Raw genomic sequence first — 19,115 nt, 5'->3', positions numbered from 1 at the left:
CGCGATGAGCTCACTGCGCACCCACGACGACACCTGGGACATCAAGACCAGCGTCGGCAGCACCGCGGTCATGGTGGCCGCCGCCCGCGCCGTCGAAACCGAACGGCCCGACCCGCTGATCCGCGACCCGTACGCCCGGCTGCTGGTCGAGGGCGCCGGCGCCGGTGTCTTGTGGGAGGCGATGCTCGACCCGGAGATCGCGGCCAAGGTCGAGGCGCTCGATGAGGATTCCGCGGCCCACCTGCACCACATGCGGGGCTACCAAGCAGTGCGCACGCACTTCTTCGACACCTTCTTCGCCGACGCCGTCGCCGCCGGGATCCGCCAGATCGTCATCCTGGCGTCCGGGCTGGACTCGCGCGCCTACCGGCTGGACTGGCCCGCCGGCACCACGGTGTACGAGCTCGACCAGCCCGAGGTGCTGGCCTACAAATCCACCACCCTGGCCGAAAACGGCGTGACCCCCGCCGCGGATCGCCGCGAGGTGGCCATCGACCTGCGTCAGGACTGGCCGGCCGCGCTGCGTGCCGCCGGCTTCGACCCGACGCAGCGCACGGCGTGGCTGGCGGAGGGGCTGCTGATGTACCTGCCCGCCGAGGCCCAGGACCGGCTCTTCACCCTGATCGGCGAGCTGAGCCCGGCCGGCAGCCGGGTTTCGGCCGAAACCGCACCCAACCACGCCGACGAGCGGCGCCAGCAGATGCGCGAACGCTTCAGGAAGGTGGCCGACGAGATCGGCCTGGAGGAGACCGTCGACGTCGGGGAGCTGATGTACCGCGACGACCACCGCGCGGACGTCGCGGAGTGGCTCAACGAAAACGGCTGGCGCGCGACGGCCGAGCATTCGATCGACGCGATGCGCCGGCTGGGCCGCCTGATCGAGAACGTCCCGATGACCGACGACAAGGACGCGTTCTCCGACTTCGTGATCGCCGAAAGGCTGTAAATGCCGCGCACCGCGGACGACTCCTGGGACATCGCCACCAGCGTCGGGGCGACCGCGGTGATGGTCGCGCTGGCCCGCGCCGCCGAGACCGCAAGCGCCGCGCCGTTGATCTCCGACCCGTTCGCCGAGGTGCTGGTGTCTACTCCCGAACTCGAGGGGGTTCGGGAGCAGGTCGCCGCCTGGTGGACGCCGGATCCCGACGACGAGGCCGCGGATTTCACGGTCGACTCCCGGCACATGATCAATTACCAGGCGGTGCGGACTCATTTCTTCGACGAGTACTTCGCCGAAGCGGTGACCGCCGGGATCCGCCAAGTGGTGATCCTCGCGGCCGGGCTGGACTCGCGGGCCTACCGGCTCGACTGGCCGGACGGCACCGTCGTCTACGAGATCGACCTGCCCAAGGTGCTCGAGTACAAGGCCGAGACGCTCGCCGCGCACGGAGCCGCCCCGGTCGTCGACAGGCGACCGGTGCCCGTCGACCTGCGCCACGACTGGCCCCAGGCGCTGCGCGACGCCGGGTTCGATGCGACCCGTCCGACGGCATGGCTCGCCGAGGGGTTGCTGCCGTTTTTGCCGGCGGCCGCGCAGGAAGCCATGTTCGCCTCCATCGACGAGCTGAGCGGACCGGGCAGCCGGGTGGCGGTAGAAATCTTCGGCGTCGACGGGGAGAAGCGGCGCGAGGCCGAGCAAAGGTGGCAGGAGCTGCGGGACAGGCGCGCGGCGCGCGGCCAGGACACCTCGTTCAACCCCTTCGACCTCTGGTTCGACGACGAGGGACGCCCCGAGCCCGCCGACTGGTTCGCCGCACACGGCTGGGCGACGCACGCGGTGAGCGCGCGCGACGAGGGGCTGCGGCTGGGCCGCGCGCCGCAGTCGGAGGAGCGGCCGTTCACGAACAGCTTCGTGACGGCAAGCAAAGCTTGACCTAGGGCGGATCCTTCCTAACTGCTCGCCCAACCGGATGGTTAGGATCGCGGTTATCACCGATGAGCGGCCACCCGCACTGCAGCGGGCGACTCTGCTCGGGAAGGACAATGATGACCACCGAATCGGTTGCACAGAAAGCGTCGGAATCGAAGGAATCCACGAACGGCGCGCCCGCTCAGACAGGCGACATCCCCGCCACGGTGGCCCGGCTCCGCAGGACATATGCCTCCGGGCGCACCCGCGACATCGAGTGGCGCAGGCAGCAGCTGCTGCAACTACAAAAGCTGATGGAGGAGAACGAGGAGGCGATTGGCGCCGCCCTCGCCGCGGATCTGGACCGCAACAAATTCGAGTCGTTCATCGCCGACATCGCTACGACCGCCGGTGAAGCGAAGTACGCGGCCAAGCACCTGCGGAAGTGGACGCGCCGCCGCTACCAACGGCTGGAGCTGCCGCAGCGGCCCGGGCGCGGCTGGATCGAGTACGAGCCCTACGGCACCGTGCTCATCATCGGCGCCTGGAACTACCCCTTCTATCTGACGCTGGGTCCGGCCGTCGGGGCGATCGCCGCCGGGAATGCCGTCATCCTGAAGCCGTCGGAAATCGCCGCCGCGTCGTCGCGATTGATGGCCGAGCTGGTGCCGCGCTACCTGGACAACGACGCGATCACGGTCGTAGAGGGCGACGGTGCGGTGAGCCAGGAACTCATCGCGCAGGGCCTCGACCGCGTGATGTTCACCGGCGGCACCGAGATCGGCCGCAAGGTCTACGAGGGCGCGGCGCCCCACCTGACCCCGTGCACGCTCGAGCTCGGCGGCAAGAGCCCGGTGATCGTGGCCGCCGACGCCGACGTGGACGTCGCGGCCAAGCGGATCGCGTGGATCAAGCTGCTCAACGGCGGGCAGACGTGCGTCGCGCCCGACTATGTGTTGGCCGACGCGAAGATCCGCGACGAACTCGTCGACAAGATCGGTGCGGCCATCACGAAGATGCGCTCCAAGGAGCAGCAGGGAATTCGTATCGTCAACCAGCGCCAATTCGACCGGATCAGCGGTTACCTCTCGGAGGGGGACGGCAAGGTCACCGTCGGGGGCGCCTGCGACGCGTCGACGCTGCGGATCCAGCCGACGGTCGTCGTCGATCCGGACCCGGACGGCCCGCTGATGCAGAACGAGATCTTCGGGCCGATCCTGCCGGTGATCACGGTCCAATCCCTGGACGAGGCAATACGTTTCGTCAACTCGCGCCCAAAGCCGTTGTCCGCGTACCTGTTCACCAAGGCGAAAGACGTCCGCGAGCGGGTGATCAAGGAGGTGCCCGCCGGCGGCATGCTGGTCAACCACCTGGCGTTCCAGGTGTCGACGGCCAAGCTGCCGTTCGGCGGCGTCGGCGCCTCGGGCATGGGCGCCTACCACGGCAGGTACGGCTTCGAGGAGTTCAGCCACCGCAAGTCGGTGTTGACCAAGCCGACCCGGCCCGACCTGTCCAGCTTCATCTACCCGCCGTACACCGAGCGGGCCTTCAAGATGGCTCGCAGGATGTTCTGAGGCGCCGCCACGCCAAATCGCTTGCTAGGTCCAGTGTTTCACACCAGAGAGGAACCTTATGCCCGGAGTGCAGGATCGCGTCATCGTCGTCACCGGAGCCGGTGGCGGATTGGGGCGTGAATACGCCCTGACCCTCGCCAAGGAGGGCGCCAGCGTCATCGTCAATGACCTCGGCGGGGCACGTGACGGCACCGGCGCCGGCCACAACATGGCCGACGAGGTGGTCAAGGAGATCAAGGACGCGGGGGGCCGGGCGGCGGCCAACTACGACAGCGTCGCCGAGCCCGAGGGCGCCGAAAACATCATCAAGACCGCGCTCGACGAATTCGGCGCCATCCACGGTGTGGTGAGCAACGCCGGGATCCTGCGCGACGGCACATTCCACAAGATGACATTCGAAAACTGGGACGCCGTGCTCAAGGTGCATCTGTACGGCGGCTACAACGTCATTCGCGCCGCCTGGCCGCACTTCCGCGAGCAGAGCTACGGCCGCGTCGTCGTCGCCACCTCCACCAGCGGGCTGTTCGGCAACTTTGGCCAGACCAACTATGGCGCGGCCAAGCTCGGCCTGGTCGGCCTGATCAACACGCTGGCCCAGGAAGGGGCCAAGTACAACATCCACGCCAACGCGCTCGCCCCGATCGCGGCCACCAGGATGACTCAGGACATCCTGCCGCCCGAGGTGTTCGAAAAGCTCACGCCGGATTTCGTTGCGCCGGTGATGGCTTACCTGTGCACCGAGGAATGCGCCGACAACGGGTCGGTTTTCATCGTCGGTGGCGGCAAGGTGCAGCGCACCGCGCTGTTCCAGAACGAGGGTGTCACCTTCGACCAGCCGCCGTCGGTGCAGGACGTCGCCGCGCACTGGGACGAGATCACGGACCTCTCCGCAGCGCAAAAGGCCGGATTCAAGCTCTAAGGCCATGAAAGCCTGTGTGGTGCAAGAGCTGTCCGGTCCGGACGGCATGGTCTTCATCGATATCGATGACGTCAGCGCCGACGGGAACCACGTCGTCATCGACGTTCGCGCCGCCGGGGTGTGCTTTCCGGACCTGCTGCTGACCAAGGGCGAGTACCAGCTGAAGTTGCCCCCGCCGTTCGTCCCCGGCATGGAAGCCGCCGGGGTGGTGCGTTCCGCGCCGGAAGGCTCCGGCTTCCGGGTGGGCGAGCGGGTCTCGGCCTTCGGGATCCTGGGTTCCTACGCGGAACAGGTCGCCGTCCCGGTGCCCAACGTGATGCGCAGCCCCGCGGAACTCGATGACGCCGAAGCGGTTTCGTTGCTGGTGAACTACAACACCATGTACTTCGCGCTGTCCCGCCGCGCCGCCATGCGGCCGGGCGACACCGTCCTGGTGTTGGGTGCCGCCGGCGGGGTGGGCACGGCGGCCATCCAGGTGGCGCGGGCAATGGGCGCGAAAAAGGTGTTGGCCGTGGTGCACCGGGAGGCCGCGACCGACTATGTCGGGTCGCTGGGCGCCGACCTGGTCGTGCCGCTGGCCGACGGCTGGGCCGATCGGGTGCGTGACTACACCCAGGGCCGCGGGGTGGACATCGTCGTCGACCCCATCGGCGGCCCGGCCTTCGACGACGCGATCCGGGTCCTGGCGATCGACGGCAAGCTGCTGGTGATCGGCTTTGCTGCGGGCGGCATTCCGACCGTGAAGGTGAACCGGTTGCTGCTGCGCAACGTCAGCGTGGTCGGCGTCGCGTGGGGCGAGTACCTCAACCGGGTCCCCGGTTCGGCCGCCCTGTTCGCCTGGGGGCTGAGTCAGTTGGTCTTTCTCGGGCTGAAACCCCCTCCGCCGCAGCGTTTCCCGCTGTCGGAGGGGCAGGCGGCGCTACAGTGCCTGGCCGACGGGGGGGTGCTGGGCAAGGTAGTGCTCGAGCCCTAGCGGTCAGCCGAGCGCCACTTCGTCACTGGGGACCAGGGTTTGGTACGCCAGTGAAGATCGTCTGGCCCGCGTTCACAAAGTTGATGAGTTCGAAACCGCCTGCCAGCGTGACCAATCCGACGTCGGCGGCGATCGGACGGCCGAACGCGTCCATCAGTCCCTGAATTGGATTGACAGTGATGGCTTCGTTGATCCCGTCGAGGAACAGGTTGAGGTCGTACGACGGGAGGGTGACGACGACGGCGGTCGCGATGTCCGCGGTCGGCAGCAACGTCGCGTAGGCGGTCGAGACATCGCCGGTCAGCGTGCCAACGATGTTGGTGTTCGCCGACTCGATGGCCTGGATGACTCCGGTGGGCGTGGTCGGAAGCGACGCGGACGGTGGCGTCGAAAGCTGGGCGAGGCCCGTTGATGCCGCGCCGGGAAGGGAGCTCGCCAGGTTCGACAGGTCGTGGGTGAAGGCGCTGACGCCCTGCGCGGTGGCGCCGGGCAACAGGGCTCCCAGCTCCGTCGTGGCGCTGAGCGGCGGGAGGAACCCGAACGGGGTCTGGATATCGGCCGGGCTGGTCGACCAGCCGAAGTTCGGGTCGCCGTAGCCCCAGTTGACAAGGAGTTTCAGGTCCGGCTGGATCAAATCCGCCAGCGGGTTTCCGATGACCGGGAGCGCGCGCAGCGGTGTCAGCAGCGGCAGGTTATCGGTGGGGATCATGTTGTAGGTCGTCATGGAGGGCGCTCCCGACTGCCCCAGCGTCACAGCGGTATTGAGCGTCGCTTGGGTCAGATGCGGATAGGTTCCATGGATGAACACAATGCCGGCGAGGGCGTTGAGGTCGGAGAAAATATCGATCGGGTAGCGCGGGAAGTCCGCGAAGCCGTCGTATTCGAGCGACCAAATCGTGGTCGGGAAGTCATTGCTCGGCGTGGAGGTGCCGAAAGTGACGCCCAGGCTCGGGAAGCTCAGCCCCGGGAAGCGCGCGAGCAGGCCGCCGTTGGGATTGGCCGGGTCACCGAGCAGCGTGAAGTACACCTGGTTCGTCGCCGGGTTGAGTGAACCTACAAAGCCCTCGGCGAGGAGTTTCGGCATCTCCAGCGAGGAGATGATCGCACTCTGCGAGTAGCCCAGTATGGAAACGCTATTGGTCGGCCCGCCCAAGCCGGGCGTGATCTGCTGGTTGATGATGTTGTCCAGGGCGGTGACGCCGCGGGCCAAGGAGATGTCCAGCGTCAGGTCCTTGACACCGCTGAACGGGTACAAACCCTCGGCCGTGGTCACGGGGAGCGTGAGTGCACTGGTGAACGCGGTCAGGTAGCGCGTGCTGACGTTGGTGACGTAGCTCTGTGGCGGGTTGGCGGTACCGGTGCCGGTCATGACAAGGATGGCTTTGACGGCCGGGTCGGCCGCCTGGGTCACAGCCGTGAATGGCACGCCGCTGGCCGAGCCGGTCAGGCCCAGCGTCCCTGCGATCTGGGCTTCGGCTTCCGCGTAAGCATTTCCGGCGCCGGCCAGCGCCGCGACGAACTGTCCGTGGAACGCCGAGGCCTGCTGCAGCAGCGCCTGGTATTCCTGGCCGAACGAGCCGAAGAACTGCGCGGTGATGGCCGACACCTCGTCTTCGGCCGCTGCGGCGAGACTCGTTGTGGGGCCGGCCGCGGCCGCCTTGGCCTCGTCGATCGCCGAACCGATGGCAGAAGCGTCCGCTGCGGCCGTCGTCAAGATCTGGGGCTGCGTGATCAAGCTCGTCATCGCCTCTTCCCTTCCGCACTGAGGGGCAAGCGTGTTGGTCCCGAGGACGCCGTCAACCTCGGCTCGGGCACCGGCACCCAGCTAGCTTAGGAGCGACAGCGTCTTCTTGTTGGCGTTTTGCACCGGTGTTTTTGCTTCTAAAGCATTCGTTCCCGAAGTGGGGCAGGACCCATTGTGCGCGTTAGGGAATGAGGCTCTGGATGTCCTTGACGTTGCTCGCGAGCGCCGAAACGATGGTCAGGAATTCGACCCCGCCCGCCACGGTACCCAACCCGACGTCGGCGGCGATCGGATAACCGATCGCGTTGACGAGGTTGCCCTGACCGAGCTGGCTCAGGAAAAGCTCGGTGTCGTAGAAGGGCACCTCGGTGACGAGGGAGTAGCCGATATCGGCCGTCGGAAGCGCGACGGCGTAGTCGGTCGTCACGATTTTGTTGATGGTGTTGAAGACCTGTTGCGGTGACGGGAAGTTCGCCGGCGTCGTCGTCGGGCCCGGCGGCGAACTCGGCAGGGCGAGCTGCGGCACGACGGGGGGCGGCTGCGACGCGATCTGCTGCAGGTCGAGCGAGAAGTCGTGGATTCCCTGCTGGGTCCCGGTCACCAACGCGTTGAACACGGTGGCGGGGTTGGCATCCGGGAACAGGCCGAACGGTGTCGGCACGTCCGCGGGGCTGGTCGAGTACCCGAGAGTGGGATCGGGACCGTAACCCAAATTGACCAACACCTTCATGTCCGGTTGGAGCAGGTCGACCAGCGGCTTTCCGATCACCGGTATGGCATCCAACGGTCTCAGCAGCGGCAGCTCCGCGGTGGGAATCATGAAGTACTGGGTGTTGCCGGTGTAGCCCGGAGACGTCGGCAATGGAATCGCGTTATTGATCTGGGTGGGCGTGAGATCGAGATAGGTGGTGTGCACGTAGACGATGCCCGCGATCGCATTCAAGTCGGAAATGATGTTGATCGGGTACCGCGGGAAGTCGGCGAACCCGTCGTATTCCAGTGTGTAGTTGGCTACGTGGTAGGGCGTGTTCGCGTTCATCGCGGGATAGAAATTCAGCCCCAGGGCGGGCAGGGAGAGATTCGGGAAACGCGAAAGCAGGCCGCCGTTGGGGTTCACTTCGTTCCCGGTCAGCACGAAGTTGAGCTGGTTGACGTTGGGAGGGTTCGTGCCGAAGAGGGACGTGCCGTTGGCGAGGTTCTGCATTTCCAGCGAGGAGATGATGGCGCTCTGGGAAATGCCGAAGACGGTTACCGTTTGCCCTTGGTTGTGTATTGAGTTGTACAGCTGGTTGTCGAGAATGGTCACACCCTCTTGGACCGACGCATCGAGGGTCATGCTTTTGACGCCGGTCAGTGGGTACAACTGCTCGGGCGTGACCAACGCCTGCATGGCGTTCGCCAAGCGGACATAGAGGTTGTTGGCACGGGTAACGAATGACGACGACGGTATGGGGGTCCCGGTGCCGCCGATGAAGATCGTCAAATCCGTTGGTATGAATGGGGGTTGCGTGGCCGCGGGGATAGGCGCGCCGGGTGCGAGGCCCAGGGTCGCGGCGACGGCCGCCTCGGTCTCGGCATAGGCGAACCCGGCCGAAGCCAGCGTCTGCTGGAACTGGTTGTGAAACGCCTCGAACCGCGCGACGAGCTCCTGATAGTCCTGGCCGAATGTGCCGAACACATCGGCGATGGCGGCCGACACCTCGTCGCCCGCCGCCGCCGCCACACCCGACGTCGGCGCCGCCGCGGCGCCGGTAGCGGCGCTGAAGGCGGACCCGATTCCCTCGATTTCCGCCGCGACCGACGCCATCATCTGCGGCTCGGCAATCACATACGTCATCGGCCCGAATCCTTCCCCGACAAAGGCGCGACTCGACCGCTGCAGCGGACCCCGTCAGCCTAGGGCGATCTCACGATCCTGTCCGGGATTTGCGCCGCCGGCGCGGGGATCAGGCGAGCAGCGCGCCGCGCAGTCGATCCAGATCGGCGTCGGTTATGCCCGCGTCGCTCAGATAGCCGCCGAGCGAACCGAATTCGGCGTCGATGGTTTGGCGGGCGGCGGCCAGGTATTCCGGACGCACCCCGAGGACGCCGTCGGACAGCCGGGCCTCGGTGAACGTCACCACCTCCGGGGTCAGTTCGGTATCCCCGCGCTGCTGGATCATCTCGAAGATCCGCGACCGAAGCTCGGGCACGGCGTCATTGCTGCGCAGGAAGTCGGCGACGATGGCGTCGCGATCGACGCCGATTGCTTCGAGCACGGTCGCGATCACAAAGCCGGTCCGGTCCTTGCCCGCGAAGCAGTGGGTCAGCACCGGGCGACCGGCGGCCAGCAGCGTGACGACGCGGTGCAGCGCGCGCTGCGCCCCGTTGCGCGTCGGGAATTGCCGGTACTCGTCCGTCATGAATCGGACGGCGGTCTCGTTCACCGACTCTTCCGAGCCGTCGGCTTCGCCCCGCAACAGCCGCTGGAACGCCTCCTCGTGCGGCGCCGCCGCTTCGGCCTCGGCGTCGGCCAGGTCGGGGAACGGCAGCAGGTGGACCTCGACGGCGTCGGGAACCAGCCCCGGCCCGCGCCGGGCAACCTCGCGCGCGGCGCGCAGGTCGGCGACGTCGGTGATGCCCAGCCGGCGCAGCGTCGCCCGACCGTCGTCGTCGAGGCGGCTCAACTCGCCGGACCGGAACACCCGCCCGTGCCGCAGGCCGTCGACACCGTCGGCGACGTCACGAAAGTTCCACGCACCGGACAGTTCTCGCACGGCTTCAGCCATGCCGGGTGACCGCCGCGGCGAGCGCGGATTGCTCCCCACCGAGCTCCGTGCGCGCGATGGTCCGCATGTGCACCTCGTCGGGTCCGTCGAAGATCCGCATCGCGCGATGCCAGGCGTACATCCGGGCCAGCACGGTGTCGTCGCTGACGCCGGCGGCCCCGTGCACCTGGATGGCGCGGTCGATCACGTTGCACGCCACCTGCGGGGCCACCGCCTTGATCTGCGAGACCAGCAGGTGGGCGGCCTTGTTGCCGTGCTGATCGATGGTCCAGGCCGCCTTCTCGCACAGCAGTCGCGCCTGGTCGATCTCGTTGCGGGACTTGGCAATTGCCTCCCGCACCACGCCCTGCTCGGCCAGCGGGCGGCCGAACGCCACCCGGTTGCGCGCGCGGACGGCCATCAGCGCCAGCGCGCGTTCGGCGCCGCCCAGCGCGCGCATGCAGTGGTGGATGCGGCCCGGCCCCAGTCGCGCCTGGGCTATCGCGAAGCCGGCGCCCTCTTCGCCGAGCAGGTTGGTCACCGGCACCCGGACGTTGTCGTAGTCGATCTCGCAGTGCCCGGGCTGGTCCTGATAACCGAAGACCGTCGTGGAGCGGATGACGGTCACGCCGGGCGTATCGATGGGCACCAGCACCATCGACTGCTGCTGATGGCTGGCCGCGTCCGGGTTGGTCCGGCCCATCACGATGAGGATCTTGCAGCGCGGGTCGGCCGCCCCGGACGTCCACCACTTGCGGCCGTTGATGACGTAGTCGCCGCCGTCGCGCTCGATGGACGTTTCGATGTTGCGGGCGTCGCTGCTGGCGACCGAGGGCTCGGTCATCGAGAAGGCGCTGCGGATCTCCCCGGCCAGCAAGGGCTCCAGCCACTGCTTGCGCTGCTCCTCGGTCGCGAACAGGTGCAGGGTCTCCATGTTGCCGGTGTCGGGCGCCGCGCAGTTGAGCGACTCGGGAGCGAGCTCGAGGCTCCAACCGGTCAGCTCGGCCAGCGGGGCGTACTCCAGGTTGGTCAACCCCGACTCGGCCGGCAGGAACAGGTTCCACAGGCCCTGTTGTTTGGCCTTGATCTTCAATTCCTCGATGACCGGCGGAACCGTGTGGTCATTCGGGCCGGCCTCGTGACGGTATTTGTCGTATTCGGCCTCGGCCGGAAACACGTACTCGATCATGAAGTCGGACAATCGCTTGTGGTAATCGCTGGCTTTGGCCGACATCGCGAAGTCCATGACCGTCACGATAGGACACGTGTCGCCAGGCGGCGCGAGCAGAGTTCCGGCGGCTCGGTTGCGGGTGCCGCGGCGGGTGTGCGTGGCTTCAGTCTCGAGGAACTGTCAGCGCTCGCGAGGGCGCACGATGGACGCCATGACCGAATCACGCCCCCCGTTCCCGCCATTCACCCTCGAGACGGCACTTCAGAAGGTCCAGGCGGCCGAGGACGCCTGGAACACCCGCGACCCGGAGAAGGTGAGCCTGGCGTACACGCCCGACTCGCAGTGGCGAAACCGCGACGAGCATGTCGTCGGCCGGCCTGAGATCGTGGCGTTTTTGACGCGCAAGTGGCAGCGCGAACTCGACTACTCGCTGCGCAAGAGCTTGTGGGACTTCCACGACAACCGCATCGCCGTGCGGTTCCAGTACGAGTGCCACGACCACACGGGCCAGTGGTACCGCAGCTACGGCAACGAGCTGTGGGAGTTCAGCCCGTCGGGACTGATGGCCCGCCGCGAGGCCAGCATCAACGACGTGCCGATCCAGGAATCCGAGCGCCGGTACTTCGGGCCCCGCCCGGCGTCGCAGCACGGGCAAGATATTCCGCTGTGGTGACTGCGGATAGGGTGTGCTGCGGCAAGCCGAAGACATAAGGGAAGTAGATGTACGCGCCATGACAGATGCGCAGACGACGGTGGGGGTGGTCGCCGAGTCGGGGACCGACGAGCGGCGCGTCGCGCTGGTGCCGAAGGCGGTCGCGTCGCTGGTCAGTAGCGGTTTGGCGGTGGTGGTCGAGTCCGGTGCGGGCGAACGCGCGTTGCTGCCCGACGCGCTCTACACCGAGGCGGGGGCCAGCATCGGGGACGCCTGGGCGGCCGACGTCGTCGTCAAGGTGGCACCGCCGACCGCCGACGAGGTCGCCCGGTTGCACAGCGGCCAGACGCTGATCGGTTTTCTGGCGCCGCGCAACGCGGACAACGCGATCGGGGCGCTGAAGCAGGCCGGGGTTCAGGCGTTCGCGCTGGAGGCGATCCCGCGCATCTCGCGGGCGCAGGTGATGGACGCGCTGTCGTCGCAGGCCAACGTGGCCGGGTACAAGGCCGTCCTGCTGGCGGCCTCGGAGTCGACCCGGTTCTTCCCGATGCTGACCACGGCGGCGGGAACCGTGAAGCCCGCCACCGTACTGGTGCTCGGCGTCGGGGTGGCCGGGCTGCAGGCGCTGGCGACGGCCAAGCGGCTGGGCGCGCGGACGACCGGCTACGACGTGCGTCCGGAGGTGGCCGACCAGGTGCGGTCGGTGGGGGCGCAGTGGCTGGACGTCGGGATAGACGCGGCCGGTGAGGGCGGCTACGCGCGCGAGCTGACCGACGAGGAGCGCGCCCAGCAGCAGAAGGCGCTGGAAGATGCGATCGCCGGATTCGACGTGGTGATCACCACCGCGCTGGTGCCGGGGCGCCCGGCGCCGCGGCTGGTGACCGCGGCCGCGGTGGAGGCGATGAAACCCGGCAGCGTGATCGTCGACCTCGCCGGTGAGACCGGCGGCAACTGCGAGCTGACCGAGCCGGGCCGCACCGTGGTCAAGCACGACGTCACCATCGCCTCGCCGCTGAACCTGCCCGCGACCATGCCGGAGCACGCGAGCGAGCTCTACAGCAAGAACATCACGGCGCTGCTGGACCTGCTGATCAAGGACGGGAAGTTGGCGCCGGACTTCGACGACGAGGTCATCGCGGACTCGTGTGTTACCCGCGGGGAGGATTAGATGTACGACGAGCTGTTGGCCAACCTGGCGATCCTGGTGCTGTCCGGATTCGTCGGGTTCGCGGTGATCTCCAAGGTGCCCAACACGCTGCACACGCCACTGATGTCGGGCACCAACGCCATCCACGGCATCGTGGTGCTCGGCGCGCTGGTGGTGTTCGGGGAGGTCGAGCACCCGTCGCTCGCGGTGCAGATCATCCTGTTCGTCGCGGTGGTGTTCGGCACGCTCAACGTCATCGGCGGCTTCATCGTCACCGACCGGATGCTGGGCATGTTCAAGGGCAAGAAGAAGCCGGTGCCCGCCAAAGTTGACGAGGTCGCCAAATGAACTACCTGGTGACCGTCCTTTACATCATCTCGTTCTCGCTGTTCATCTACGGGCTGATGGGCCTGACCGGGCCCAAGACCGCGGTGCGCGGCAACCTGATCGCCGCGGTGGGCATGGCGCTGGCCGTGACGGCGACGCTCATCAAGATCCGGCATACCGACCAATGGGTGCTGATCATCCTCGGGCTGGTGGTGGGTGTCGCGCTCGGCGTCCCACCGGCCCGCTACACCAAGATGACCGCCATGCCGCAGCTGGTGGCGTTCTTCAACGGCGTGGGTGGCGGCACCGTCGCGCTCATCGCGCTCTCGGAATTCATTGAGACCAAAGGCTTTTCGGCCTTCCAGCACGGCGAGTCGCCGACCGTGCACATCGTCGTCGCGTCGCTGTTCGCCGCGATCATCGGGTCGATCTCGTTCTGGGGCTCGATCATCGCGTTCGGCAAGCTGCAGGAAATCATCTCCGGATCGCCGATCGGCTTCGGGAAGGCCCAGCAGCCGATCAACCTGCTGCTGCTGGCCGCCGCGGTGGCTGCCGCTGTGGTCATCGGTCTGGGCGCGCATCCCGGCACGGGCGGGGTGCCGCTCTGGTGGATGATCGGCCTGCTGGCCGCGGCCGGGGTGCTCGGCCTGATGGTCGTGCTGCCCATCGGCGGCGCCGACATGCCGGTGGTCATCTCCCTGCTCAACGCGATGACCGGGCTGTCGGCCGCCGCGGCCGGTTTGGCGCTGAACAACACCGCGATGATCGTCGCCGGCATGATCGTCGGCGCGTCCGGCTCGATCCTGACCAACCTGATGGCCAAGGCCATGAACCGCTCCATTCCCGCGATCGTTGCGGGCGGTTTCGGCGGGGGCGGGGTGGCGCCCAGTGGCGACGGCGGCGGCGACAAGCACGTCAAGGCGACGTCGGCCGCCGATGCGGCGATCCAGATGGCCTACGCCAACCAGGTGATCGTGGTGCCCGGCTACGGCCTGGCCGTGGCGCAGGCCCAGCACGCCGTCAAGGACATGGCCTCGCTGCTGGAGGACAAGGGCGTCGCGGTGAAGTACGCGATCCACCCGGTCGCCGGCCGCATGCCCGGGCACATGAACGTGCTGCTGGCCGAGGCCGAGGTGGACTACGACGCCATGAAGGACATGGACGACATCAACGACGAGTTCGCGCGCACCGACGTCGCGATCGTCATCGGCGCCAACGACGTCACCAACCCGGCGGCGCGCAACGAGGCGTCCAGCCCGATCTACGGCATGCCGATCCTCAACGTGGACAAGGCGAAGTCGGTGATCGTGTTGAAGCGGTCGATGAACTCGGGATTCGCGGGTATCGACAACCCGCTGTTCTACGCCGACGGCACGACGATGTTGTTCGGGGACGCGAAGAAGTCGGTGACCGAGGTCGCCGAAGAACTAAAGGCGCTCTAGACGGGCGGGTATGCCGGCGGCGGGTACCCGTTGCCGTCGACGACGCCGCGCAGACCCCACGGCACGTACTTGAAGAAGAACTCGATCTCGTCGCTCATGTCATAGTCCGGACTCGGATCCATGTCCCCACCTCTCGACTCGCGACCAGTTCGACACACCATCGTAGTCGTAGAGCCGCCGGTGCGACAGGCGGCGATGCCCTTAAACTGTCCAACCAGTTGATTGATAGCAGTGAACGATAGAGAGCACTCAGAGACAGATGCCATCCGAGAACGGGCTGACCCGCCGCGAGGAGTTGCTGGCCGTTGCCACCAAGCTGTTCGCCGCGCGCGGCTATCACGGCACCCGGATGGACGACGTCGCCGACGTCATCGGGCTGAACAAGGCGACCGTCTACCACTACTACGCCAGCAAGTCGCTGATCCTGTTCGACATTTACCGCCAGGCCGCCGAGGGCACGTTGGCCGCCGTGCACGACGACCCGTCGTGGACGGCCCGCGAGGCGCTCTACCAGTACACCGTGCGCCTGCTGACTGGGATCGCGGCCAATCCCGAGCGGGCCGCCGTGTACTTCCAGGAGCAGCCGTACATCACCGAGTGGTTCACCTCCGAGCAGGTCGCGGAGGTCCGCGAGAAGGAGGCCCAGGTCTACGAGCACGTGCACGGGCTCATCGACCGCGGGATCGCCAGCGGCGAGTTCTACGAATGCGACTCGCACGTGGTGGCTTTGGGCTACATCGGGATGACGCTGGGCAGCTACCGCTGGCTGCGGCCGAGTGGGCGGCGCACCGCCAAGGAGATCGCCGCGGAGTTCAGCACCGCGCTGCTGCGGGGTTTGATTCGCGACGAGTCGATCCGGCAGCATTCGCCGCTGGGCCCGTAGCCGGCGGGTCAGCCGAAGTTGGGCGGCGGGATCAGGTGCAGCACGTTGCCGGTCGCCCCGCTCAATAGGGACAGCAGCGTGGTGCTGGACTGGCCGAACGAGACGTTCAGGCCCGGGTTGATGGACGGCACCCACGGGTAGGTGTTCGGGAAGTACGACGGCGACAGCAGCCCGGCCTCCACACCGATCTCCACCGCGGCGCCATAGGGACCCTGGACCGCGCCCAGGGCGAGGTCGGGGATGACCGTGAACGGATTCGGTACGTCGAACAATCCCGCCGGGGTCGGGATGTTCGCATAGTTGGCGCCGGGCCCGTAGTCGCCGTAGCCCAGGTCGACGAGCACCCGCAGATCGGGCTGGAAGATGTCGGCGATCGGGGGGCCGGCATACGGGATAGCGCGGATCGGCTCGAGCAGTGGCAGGTTCTGGGTCATCAGCATGTAGTACTGGGTGCTGCCGGTGTAGTCGGGCGACGTGGGTAATGGCACGGCGGTGCCGACCTGGGTGGCCGTCAAGAGGGGATATTGGCCGTGGACGAAGAAGTAGCCCATGAGCGCATTGAGGTCGGACACGAGGTTGAGCGGGTATTGCGGGGCGTCGGCGATGCCGTCGTATTGGTACGTGTAAATCGAGGTCGGGTACGGGGAATTCGGCGGCGTCGCACCGTTGAAAGCCACGTCCAGGAACGGGATGTAGAAGCCGGGGAAGCGCTCCAGGATGCCGCCGACGGGGTTGTTGGGATCGCCGATCAGCACAAAGTTCAAGTGGCCCTGATAGGGGGAGCCCGCGGCCATCAGGTTCCTTATTTCGTTCGTGGCGATCGTGGCGCTTTGCGAGTAGCCGAAAACGACGGCGCTGTTTAATGGCTGGCCGTTGAGGGTCGAGTTGATCGCGTTGTTCAGCAACGTGACGCCCTTGGCGACCGACTGGCCGAACGTCATGTTGCCGAGGTTCGGCGTCACCGGCCAGAACTGCTCGGGCGTGAAGACGGGCAGCGGCGGCGATGAGACCGACGGGTAGAGGGGCTTGATGTAGGCGTTGAAGACGCTTGTCACGTATTTGGGGTCGGGTTGCGGGTTGTTCGTGCCGCCCATGATCAACGCGAACAGTGGGTCGCCGGGGGAGGCCAGCTGCACCACTGACAGCGGGGTTCCAGTAGACGAGCCTCCGGAGACAAGCGCCGCGTTGGCGGCCTCGGATTGCGCATAGGCGCTTGCCGCCGCCGCCAATGCCTGCGTGAATTGGCTGTGAAAACCCACGGCCTGCGCGAGGAGCGCCTGGTATTCCGTGCCGTACGCACCGAATAGGTTCGCGATCGCCGCCGATACTTCGTCCTGCGCCGCCGCGAGCAAACCGGTTGTCCGCGCGGCGGCATTCGTCCCGGCCGCGTTGATTGCCGAACCGATGCTTTGCACATCGGCGGCCGTGGAAGCCAAGGTCTCAGGGACAGTAATTAAATCCGACATCTCCCCGTCCTTTCCCCACGGACGCCATCCCGGCCCAAAGGGAGTTATCCGCGACCGTGGGTATTAGGTATTGACCGAGGGTAGATCTGTCCCGCCGGTAAGTTTGGCGTTTTGCGCAAGTTCTAAGCGTTCACACGTTTGAGGTGCCTGTCGAGAAAGGCGAGCTGATCCGCGACGACGCGGTCGAAGGCGTCGCCGACATAGATCTCGAAATGCCCCTCGGGATACATCCGGACCTCCCCGCGCGGTGCCTTCGCCGCGTAGCGCAGCGTCGGCACCGGGGGAGCCACCGAGTCGGCCTCGCAGACGCAGAACAGGATGGGGCACGCGACCTTCGCGGCCAGCCTGCCGGGTCGGTAGGCGGCGACCTTCAACGCGAACCGGGCGGCGACCTCGTTGGGCACGGTCTGGCCCTCGGGGATCAGCCTCATGTAGCCGGGGTAGACGTCGGGCGCGTTCATCAGGGCGACTTCGCCCGGCCTGCCGGCCGCGGGAACCATCACCGGCGACCTGCCGAGCCCGGCCGCGATGAGGTCCCGTGTGGCCAGTAGGCCGACGCGGCCGAAAATCACCGGGCTCAGCGTGCGCGCGGATGCGATGCCGTCAGTAAACGGGCACTGGGCCACGGCGGCCTTGATGCCCGGCACCCTGGCCGCCGTCGCGATCACGTGTCCGCCGCCAAAAGAGGTGCCCCACACGCCGATTCGATCGTGATCGACGCCGTCAAGGGTGTGGGCGTGGCCGACCGCGGCCGCCCAGTCCGCGAGCTGCATCCCGATGTCGAGCAGTTGTCGCGGCCGGCCCTCGCTGTCGCCGAAGTTGCGGTAGTCGAACACCAGGCAGGCGTAGCCGGCTGCGCTGAATCGTTCGGCATAGGCGTCCAGTCGCATGGTCCGCACCGCACCCAGGCCGTGCGCCATCACCAGCAGCGGCGCGGCGCCACCGCCGTCCGGCCGGTAGAGCCACGCGCTGATCCGGTCGGCACCGGACCGGAATTGGACGTCCTCGCGTTGCGCCATGAGGGTTTCCATTCTGCCCCTGCGCCGTAGGCGTCGCAGAAGTTGTGGACTACTGTCTAGAAACGTTTCGAGCGTTCGAGGGACGGAGACTCTCATGGCCATCCGCGTCGCACACGTCGGTACCGGAAACGTCGGAGGGTTGGCCCTGGCCGAGCTGATCACCAATCCCGCGTTCGAGCTCACGGGCGTGTGCGTGTCCACGCCGGAGAAGGTGGGCAAGGACGCCGGGCAACTGTGCGGCGTAGGGCTGGACGCCGACACCGTGACGGGCGTCGCCGCCGTTTCGGACCTCGACGCCATCCTGGCCGCCAAGCCCGAGTGCGTCGTCTACTGCGCCATGGGCGACACCCGGCTGCCCGACGCGATGGCGGACGTCATGCGCATCCTGGCCGCCGGCATCAACGTCGTCGGATCGTCACCGGGATTGCTGCAGTACCCGTGGGGGGTCATGCCCGACAAATACATCGCCCGGGTGGAAGATGCTGCCCAGCAAGGGAATTCGAGCATCTTCATCAGCGGCGTGGATCCGGGATTCGCCAACGACCTGATCCCGTTCGCGCTCGCCGGAACCTGTCAGCGTATCGAACAGGTGCGCTGCATGGAGATTCACGATTATGCGTCGTACAACGGCGTCGAGGTGATGAGCTACATGGGCTTCGCCCAGCCCCTGGATTACATCCCGATGCTGCTGCAGCCGGGTGTTCTGAGCATTGCGTGGGGGACCGTGATCCGACAGTTGGCGGCCGGCCTCGGCATCGAGATCGACGCGATCACCGAGTCCTACCAACGTGAGCCGGCACCCGAGGACTTCGACATCGCTGTGGGGCACGTTGCCAAGGGCACGCTGGCGGTGCTGCAGTTCGAGATCCGCGGAATGGTCAAGGGCCACCCCGCGATCGTCATCGAGCACGTCACCCGGCTGCGGCCCGACCTGCGCCCCGACCTGCCCCAGCCTGCCTCCGGCGACGGCTCGTATCGCGTCGAGATCACCGGCGAACCTTCCTACGCCGTGGACATCATCCCCAGCAGCCGCAAGGGCGACCACAATCACGCCGCGATCGCGGGCGCCGCCGGCCGCATCGTCAACGCGATCCCCGCGGTGATCGCCGCGCCGCCGGGGATCCGGACGACCCTGGATCTGCCGCTGGTGACTGGTAAAGGCCTCTATGCGTCAAAAGACTTGGTAGTTAACTAAATTCGAA

At 67.0% G+C, this 19,115-nt stretch carries 18 protein-coding genes; 11 read left to right on the top strand and 7 right to left on the bottom strand.

Translation table 11 applies throughout. The features are described from left to right. Positions 1 to 4 precede the first annotated feature (4 nt). The 5 genes from AWB92_RS06845 (at position 5) to AWB92_RS06825 (ending at position 5,315) form a co-directional block, all read left to right on the top strand. Positions 5 to 946: a class I SAM-dependent methyltransferase gene (locus AWB92_RS06845; protein WP_085184637.1), complete on the top strand. Its 942-nt coding sequence runs from the start codon at positions 5 to 7 to the stop codon at positions 944 to 946. Beyond that, on the top strand, positions 947 to 1,873 hold the full coding sequence (locus tag AWB92_RS06840; RefSeq protein WP_085184636.1) for a class I SAM-dependent methyltransferase: 927 nt from the start codon (positions 947 to 949) through the stop codon (positions 1,871 to 1,873). It begins immediately after the preceding gene. 110 nt (positions 1,874 to 1,983) lie between these two features. Beyond that, positions 1,984 to 3,423 carry an aldehyde dehydrogenase family protein gene (locus tag AWB92_RS06835; protein WP_085184635.1) on the top strand — a complete coding sequence of 480 codons (1,440 nt, stop codon included), beginning with the start codon at positions 1,984 to 1,986 and terminating at the stop codon, positions 3,421 to 3,423. Between the two features lie 58 nt (positions 3,424 to 3,481). Beyond that, a complete protein-coding gene (locus AWB92_RS06830; RefSeq protein WP_085184634.1) occupies positions 3,482 to 4,342 on the top strand; it encodes an SDR family oxidoreductase in 861 nt (286 codons plus the stop codon). Positions 4,343 to 4,346: 4 nt separating this feature from the next. Next, positions 4,347 to 5,315: an NADPH:quinone oxidoreductase family protein gene (locus tag AWB92_RS06825; RefSeq protein WP_085184633.1), complete on the top strand. Its 969-nt coding sequence runs from the start codon at positions 4,347 to 4,349 to the stop codon at positions 5,313 to 5,315. Positions 5,316 to 5,337: 22 nt separating this feature from the next. Here AWB92_RS06825 and AWB92_RS06820 read toward each other — a convergent pair whose 3' ends face one another. The 4 genes from AWB92_RS06820 to AWB92_RS06805 all read right to left on the bottom strand — a co-directional run bounded on the left by AWB92_RS06820 (position 5,338) and on the right by AWB92_RS06805 (position 11,040). Continuing rightward, positions 5,338 to 7,059 (bottom strand): PE-PPE domain-containing protein, encoded by a 1,722-nt coding sequence (locus tag AWB92_RS06820; RefSeq protein ID WP_085184632.1) that lies wholly within the window; start codon positions 7,057 to 7,059, stop codon positions 5,338 to 5,340. 181 nt (positions 7,060 to 7,240) lie between these two features. Beyond that, positions 7,241 to 8,896: a PE-PPE domain-containing protein gene (locus AWB92_RS06815; protein WP_085184631.1), complete on the bottom strand. Its 1,656-nt coding sequence runs from the start codon at positions 8,894 to 8,896 to the stop codon at positions 7,241 to 7,243. 109 nt (positions 8,897 to 9,005) lie between these two features. Further along, on the bottom strand, positions 9,006 to 9,827 hold the full coding sequence (locus AWB92_RS06810) for a tyrosine-protein phosphatase (protein WP_085184630.1): 822 nt from the start codon (positions 9,825 to 9,827) through the stop codon (positions 9,006 to 9,008). Further along, on the bottom strand, positions 9,820 to 11,040 hold the full coding sequence (locus AWB92_RS06805; RefSeq protein ID WP_085184820.1) for an acyl-CoA dehydrogenase family protein: 1,221 nt from the start codon (positions 11,038 to 11,040) through the stop codon (positions 9,820 to 9,822). Before AWB92_RS06805 ends, AWB92_RS06810 begins: the two co-directional genes overlap by 8 nt. 148 nt (positions 11,041 to 11,188) lie before the next feature. On the opposite strand from AWB92_RS06805, the gene AWB92_RS06800 reads away from it, so the two are divergent. From AWB92_RS06800 to AWB92_RS06785, 4 genes are read left to right on the top strand one after another with little or no spacing between them, the layout of a single operon-like run. Beyond that, a complete protein-coding gene (locus AWB92_RS06800; RefSeq protein WP_085184819.1) occupies positions 11,189 to 11,650 on the top strand; it encodes a nuclear transport factor 2 family protein in 462 nt (153 codons plus the stop codon). 58 nt (positions 11,651 to 11,708) lie between these two features. Continuing rightward, positions 11,709 to 12,797: a Re/Si-specific NAD(P)(+) transhydrogenase subunit alpha gene (locus AWB92_RS06795; protein WP_085184629.1), complete on the top strand. Its 1,089-nt coding sequence runs from the start codon at positions 11,709 to 11,711 to the stop codon at positions 12,795 to 12,797. Next, the gene (locus AWB92_RS06790) at positions 12,798 to 13,124 is read left to right on the top strand and encodes an NAD(P) transhydrogenase subunit alpha (protein WP_066933457.1); all 327 of its coding nucleotides are present in this window, start codon (positions 12,798 to 12,800) and stop codon (positions 13,122 to 13,124) included. Then, positions 13,121 to 14,545, top strand: coding sequence for an NAD(P)(+) transhydrogenase (Re/Si-specific) subunit beta (locus AWB92_RS06785; protein ID WP_085184628.1), 1,425 nt, complete (start codon positions 13,121 to 13,123; stop codon positions 14,543 to 14,545). Before AWB92_RS06790 ends, AWB92_RS06785 begins: the two co-directional genes overlap by 4 nt. On the opposite strand, the gene AWB92_RS29300 is transcribed toward AWB92_RS06785, so the two are convergent. Then, entirely contained in the window at positions 14,542 to 14,667 is a 126-nt protein-coding gene (locus tag AWB92_RS29300; RefSeq protein WP_108637325.1) for a hypothetical protein, read from the bottom strand. The genes AWB92_RS06785 and AWB92_RS29300 overlap by 4 nt on opposite strands. Positions 14,668 to 14,804: 137 nt before the next feature. On the opposite strand from AWB92_RS29300, the gene AWB92_RS06780 reads away from it, so the two are divergent. After that, positions 14,805 to 15,428, top strand: a complete 624-nt coding sequence (locus tag AWB92_RS06780; RefSeq protein ID WP_068127543.1) for a TetR/AcrR family transcriptional regulator — start codon at positions 14,805 to 14,807, stop codon at positions 15,426 to 15,428. An 8-nt stretch (positions 15,429 to 15,436) separates the two neighbouring features. Here the strand turns inward: AWB92_RS06780 and AWB92_RS06775 are convergent, their stop codons facing one another. Together AWB92_RS06775 and AWB92_RS06770 are read right to left on the bottom strand one after the other, a co-directional pair. Further along, positions 15,437 to 16,894 carry a PE-PPE domain-containing protein gene (locus AWB92_RS06775; protein WP_085184627.1) on the bottom strand — a complete coding sequence of 486 codons (1,458 nt, stop codon included), beginning with the start codon at positions 16,892 to 16,894 and terminating at the stop codon, positions 15,437 to 15,439. Positions 16,895 to 17,016: 122 nt separating this feature from the next. Next, positions 17,017 to 17,913 (bottom strand): alpha/beta fold hydrolase, encoded by an 897-nt coding sequence (locus AWB92_RS06770; RefSeq protein ID WP_085184818.1) that lies wholly within the window; start codon positions 17,911 to 17,913, stop codon positions 17,017 to 17,019. A 94-nt stretch (positions 17,914 to 18,007) separates the two neighbouring features. Between AWB92_RS06770 and AWB92_RS06765 the strand changes: the two genes are divergently transcribed. After that, a complete protein-coding gene (locus tag AWB92_RS06765) occupies positions 18,008 to 19,108 on the top strand; it encodes a diacylglycerol kinase (RefSeq protein ID WP_085184626.1) in 1,101 nt (366 codons plus the stop codon). Positions 19,109 to 19,115: the final 7 nt, after the last annotated feature.

Source organism: Mycobacterium sp. IEC1808, from assembly GCF_002101935.1.
Classification (GTDB): domain Bacteria; phylum Actinomycetota; class Actinomycetes; order Mycobacteriales; family Mycobacteriaceae; genus Mycobacterium.
This window is presented reverse-complemented; position numbering and strand designations above follow the sequence as displayed.

Excerpts from the sequence above, each read along its gene's own strand:
- AWB92_RS06840 (WP_085184636.1), top strand. The coding sequence starts at position 947 with ATGCCGCGCACCGCGGACGACTCCTGGGACATCGCCACCAGCGTCGGG.
- AWB92_RS06820 (WP_085184632.1), bottom strand. The coding sequence starts at position 7,059 with ATGACGAGCTTGATCACGCAGCCCCAGATCTTGACGACGGCCGCAGCG.
- AWB92_RS06845 (WP_085184637.1), top strand. The coding sequence starts at position 5 with ATGAGCTCACTGCGCACCCACGACGACACCTGGGACATCAAGACCAGC.
- AWB92_RS06795 (WP_085184629.1), top strand. The coding sequence starts at position 11,709 with ATGACAGATGCGCAGACGACGGTGGGGGTGGTCGCCGAGTCGGGGACC.
- AWB92_RS06825 (WP_085184633.1), top strand. The coding sequence starts at position 4,347 with ATGAAAGCCTGTGTGGTGCAAGAGCTGTCCGGTCCGGACGGCATGGTC.
- AWB92_RS06805 (WP_085184820.1), bottom strand. The coding sequence starts at position 11,040 with ATGTCGGCCAAAGCCAGCGATTACCACAAGCGATTGTCCGACTTCATG.
- AWB92_RS06810 (WP_085184630.1), bottom strand. The coding sequence starts at position 9,827 with ATGGCTGAAGCCGTGCGAGAACTGTCCGGTGCGTGGAACTTTCGTGAC.
- AWB92_RS06775 (WP_085184627.1), bottom strand. The coding sequence starts at position 16,894 with ATGTCGGATTTAATTACTGTCCCTGAGACCTTGGCTTCCACGGCCGCC.
- AWB92_RS06790 (WP_066933457.1), top strand. The coding sequence starts at position 12,798 with ATGTACGACGAGCTGTTGGCCAACCTGGCGATCCTGGTGCTGTCCGGA.
- AWB92_RS06770 (WP_085184818.1), bottom strand. The coding sequence starts at position 17,913 with ATGGCGCAACGCGAGGACGTCCAATTCCGGTCCGGTGCCGACCGGATC.
- AWB92_RS06835 (WP_085184635.1), top strand. The coding sequence starts at position 1,984 with ATGATGACCACCGAATCGGTTGCACAGAAAGCGTCGGAATCGAAGGAA.
- AWB92_RS06830 (WP_085184634.1), top strand. The coding sequence starts at position 3,482 with ATGCCCGGAGTGCAGGATCGCGTCATCGTCGTCACCGGAGCCGGTGGC.
- AWB92_RS06765 (WP_085184626.1), top strand. The coding sequence starts at position 18,008 with ATGGCCATCCGCGTCGCACACGTCGGTACCGGAAACGTCGGAGGGTTG.
- AWB92_RS06815 (WP_085184631.1), bottom strand. The coding sequence starts at position 8,896 with ATGACGTATGTGATTGCCGAGCCGCAGATGATGGCGTCGGTCGCGGCG.
- AWB92_RS06800 (WP_085184819.1), top strand. The coding sequence starts at position 11,189 with ATGACCGAATCACGCCCCCCGTTCCCGCCATTCACCCTCGAGACGGCA.
- AWB92_RS06785 (WP_085184628.1), top strand. The coding sequence starts at position 13,121 with ATGAACTACCTGGTGACCGTCCTTTACATCATCTCGTTCTCGCTGTTC.
- AWB92_RS06780 (WP_068127543.1), top strand. The coding sequence starts at position 14,805 with ATGCCATCCGAGAACGGGCTGACCCGCCGCGAGGAGTTGCTGGCCGTT.
- AWB92_RS29300 (WP_108637325.1), bottom strand. The coding sequence starts at position 14,667 with ATGGATCCGAGTCCGGACTATGACATGAGCGACGAGATCGAGTTCTTC.